Below are 3264 nucleotides of genomic sequence, written 5' to 3' on the forward strand. Positions count from 1 at the left end.
CCACAGAGGGACGACGTCGGACCGGACGGCACAAACATCCTCAGCAGGACAGGGTGCCGGCGCAAGCCGGCATGATCACTGACCTAGCCGCACCGCCATGGCGCGGAGCGTGGGTACCGTCCTGTGATCGCCGCCGCGTACCCGCCTCCGCCGCCTCGGGCGACGCGAGCGTGGCCGATCCGCGGCGGGAAGCTCTGGTCGGCGGCCATGCGGTCCGCATTGGGCGTGTGTTCAGCGACACATGCCCGGTTTCCGTAAGCGTTTGCAGTAGAGTTGCCACGCGAGCTCGGCCACTGGGATCTAGTTTGCCTGAGGGCTTGGCCGGGGTTCCGGCGGCCCCTCACTGCTCTCAGGCGTCTCCCACCGCCGTCCAAGATCACAGTAAGGGGAGAAGCTGTGGACCTTGCACCAGCCGCGGGCTGTGACATCGCTGTGTTCGGCGGGACCGGCGACCTCGTGATGCGCAAGCTACTGGCAGCACTGTACCACTGCGACCGGGATGGGCAGCTCGCCCTCGACTTCCGTGTGATCGCCGTGTCCCGAGCCAGGCTCGACGATGTCGGATACCGCGACAGGGTGGAGGCGGAGCTGCGCCTGCGCGTTCCGCGGACGGCGCAGGAAGCGGGGGCCTGGGCGCGTTTCCTGCGCCGCCTGCACCACGTGACCGCCAACGCCACCGATCACAGCACCTGGGGCGACCTGCAGGGCCTGCTTGCCGACGGGCAGGATCGGGTGCGGGTGTTCTATCTGGCCTGTGACCCCCGGCTGTTCGGGCCGATCTGCGCCGGCCTGCACCAGAGGGGGCTGGTGAGCGGGTAGTCCCGGGTCGTCCTGGAAAAACCGACAGGTCACGATCTTGCATCGGCGCAACGGATCAACGACGAGGTCGGGGCGGTCTTCGACGAGGAACAGATCTTCCGGATCGACCACTACCTTGGCAAGGAGGCCGTGCAGAACCAACTCGTGCTCCGGTGCGCCAACCCATTTCTCGAGCTGCTGCGGAACTCCGGTGCGATCGACCACGTGCAGATCACGGTCGCGGAGTCGATCGGGGCGGGCGGACGCGGGAGCTACTACGACAGCGCTGGTGCTCTGCGGGACATGGTGCAGAGCCATCTGCTGCAGCTGCTGTGCCTCGTGGCCATGGAACCTCCAGCCTCGCTGGATCGGGAGGTCATCCGCGACGAGAAGCTAAAGGTGTTCCGGGCGCTGCGCCCGCCGCGCGGCGATGTAGGGCGCTGCATCGTGCGTGGACAGTACACGGCAGGTGTCGTCGATGGGGTTGCGGTGCCGTCCTACCGGGACGAGTTGGGTGGGATGGTCAGCACCACGGAGACGTTCGTGGCACTGAAGGCCGAGGTAGAGAACTCGCGCTGGTCCGGCGTGCCCTTACTATCTGAAAACCGGTAAGCGGCTGGACCGGCATGCATCCGAGATCGTGGTGCGGTTCCGGCCGGTGCCGCATTCGATCTTTCCCGGTGTTGCCGATAGCCCCACCCCCAACCGCCTGGTGCTGCGGTTGCAGCCCGACGCGGCCGTACTCCTGCATCTGATGGTGAAGGAACCGGGCCCGGGGGGCCTGTGTCTGCGTCCGATGATCCTCAATCTCAGTCTCGCTGAGACCTTCACGTCTCGGTTTGTCGATGCCTATGAGCGGCTGCTCATGGATGTCGTCCGGGGTGACTCGACCTTGTTTCTGAGCCGGGACGAGGTGGAGGCCGCCTGGAGGTGGGTGGAGCCGCTGCTGGCGCTGTTCGCCGAGCCACCCCAGCCGTATGCCGCCGGCACCCGGGGACCGGCCGGCGCGGCCGAGCTGATCGAACGCGACGACCGTACCTGGCATGAGGAGGACTCCGAGTGAGACACCCTCTGTCAACCCTCAGGCGGCCCGGTTCGAGCGCGTGGGCGCGGCAGACAGACCGGCTACACCCACAACACGATCGCGCGGGGTCGCTGGCCGCCCATCCCTGACTCGCCATCAGTCCCCGGCGTAGCCACCGGGACCCGCCACCCGGTCAGCCCGCCTGGCGACCGGGATCACCGTGCCCGGAGCCTACGTCAAGTTCCACCGCCTTCTGCAAGGGCTTACACTCAAGCTGGCGGTAGGCGTTTACGGAACCCTCGGCGGCCACCGCCACACCTGCTCGACTCGGGAGGTCCCTCTTTGTCCGCCACGCCCCAGCGCTCCCCAAGCCCTCAGTCCGCTCCCCGAGGAGACGCATGACCTCCGCAGGTGCGCTCGACGGCAAGGTGGCCGTCGTCACCAGTTCCAGCAAGGGGATTGGCCGTGCGTTGGCGACCGGCCTCGGTCAGGCCGGCGCAAACGTGGTCGTCAACTACAAGAACGACCGCGCGGGCGCCGAGCAGACGTGCCGGCGTATACAGGAGGCAGGCGGCATCGCCGTGGCGGTCGGCGCTGACGTAGGCGTCCCCGAGGACGCGCAGCGGTTGATCGACACGGCCCATTGCGAGTTTGGCAGCATCGATGTGCTCGTCAACAACGTCGCGCATGTCCGTCTTGGCCCGGCACAAGCGACGACTCTTGAGGACTGGGGCGACGCCATCAGCACCAACCTTCGGGGCGCCTTCCTGACGACCATAACCGCGGTGGCCGCAATGGGGGAGCGGGGTGGATCGATCATCAACATCTCAACCTGTGCCGACACCCTGATGCTCCGATACCACGCCGTCTACACCGCATCAAAGGGCAGCCTGGAGGCGATGACACGCCACCTCGCCCTGAGGCTCGCGCCGCGTGTGCGCGTCAACGCCATCGCGCCCACGGCCACGCGTATGGAGCGCAACTGGCAGGACAACCCCGACTTCGATCGTAGCTGGAGCGCCGTCATTCCGTTGGGCCGCATGGCGACGCCCGAGGACTACATCGGCCCGCTGGTGTTCCTGGCGTCGGACGCCTCGTCGTTCGTCACCGGGGAGATCCTCCACGTCGACGGGGGCTGGACACTCCAGGGCCCTGCCCCGGACATGCGGCACTACGACTTCGAGACGGACCGGCATCGCGGGCGAGGAGGCCCTGATAGATCTTGAACTGCTGCTTGCGGCGTTCCGCGAGTCCATCGTCTCGCGCGGGCTGCGGATCGCCGCGCTGGGGCTGCTACGGGCCCCACTCTCCTACATAGCCATCGACAAGGGGAGCCATCCGCGACGGCACCGCATGACGACGAGCGCGCCATAAGGAAGGTGTTTGAGAAGGTGTTTGAGATCGTCGGTTAGACGATGGGACCGCGGGCGGCATAAGCGGGC

3 protein-coding genes and 1 pseudogene are annotated in these 3264 nt (G+C 67.1%); all 4 read left to right on the plus strand.

Features of this window, described 5'->3' with window-relative positions:
- Positions 1 to 459 precede the first annotated feature (459 nt).
- Positions 460 to 897, plus strand: a pseudogene (locus AC08OX_RS14640) (glucose-6-phosphate dehydrogenase); the annotation flags it as partial.
- 51 nt (positions 898 to 948) lie between these two features.
- Positions 949 to 1410: a hypothetical protein gene (locus AC08OX_RS14645; protein ID WP_476608335.1), complete on the plus strand. Its 462-nt coding sequence runs from the start codon at positions 949 to 951 to the stop codon at positions 1408 to 1410.
- A gap of 31 nt (positions 1411 to 1441) precedes the next feature.
- The gene (locus AC08OX_RS14650; RefSeq protein ID WP_476608331.1) at positions 1442 to 1861 is read left to right on the plus strand and encodes a hypothetical protein; all 420 of its coding nucleotides are present in this window, start codon (positions 1442 to 1444) and stop codon (positions 1859 to 1861) included.
- A gap of 359 nt (positions 1862 to 2220) precedes the next feature.
- The gene (locus AC08OX_RS14655) at positions 2221 to 3048 is read left to right on the plus strand and encodes an SDR family NAD(P)-dependent oxidoreductase (protein ID WP_476608332.1); all 828 of its coding nucleotides are present in this window, start codon (positions 2221 to 2223) and stop codon (positions 3046 to 3048) included.
- Positions 3049 to 3264: the final 216 nt, after the last annotated feature.

The organism is Frankia sp. CoBUL1, assembly GCF_978021245.1.

Bases quoted from the DNA above. Each gene is read 5' to 3' on its own strand.
- AC08OX_RS14655 (WP_476608332.1), top strand. From the start codon at position 2,221: ATGACCTCCGCAGGTGCGCTCGACGGCAAGGTGGCCGTCGTCACCAGT.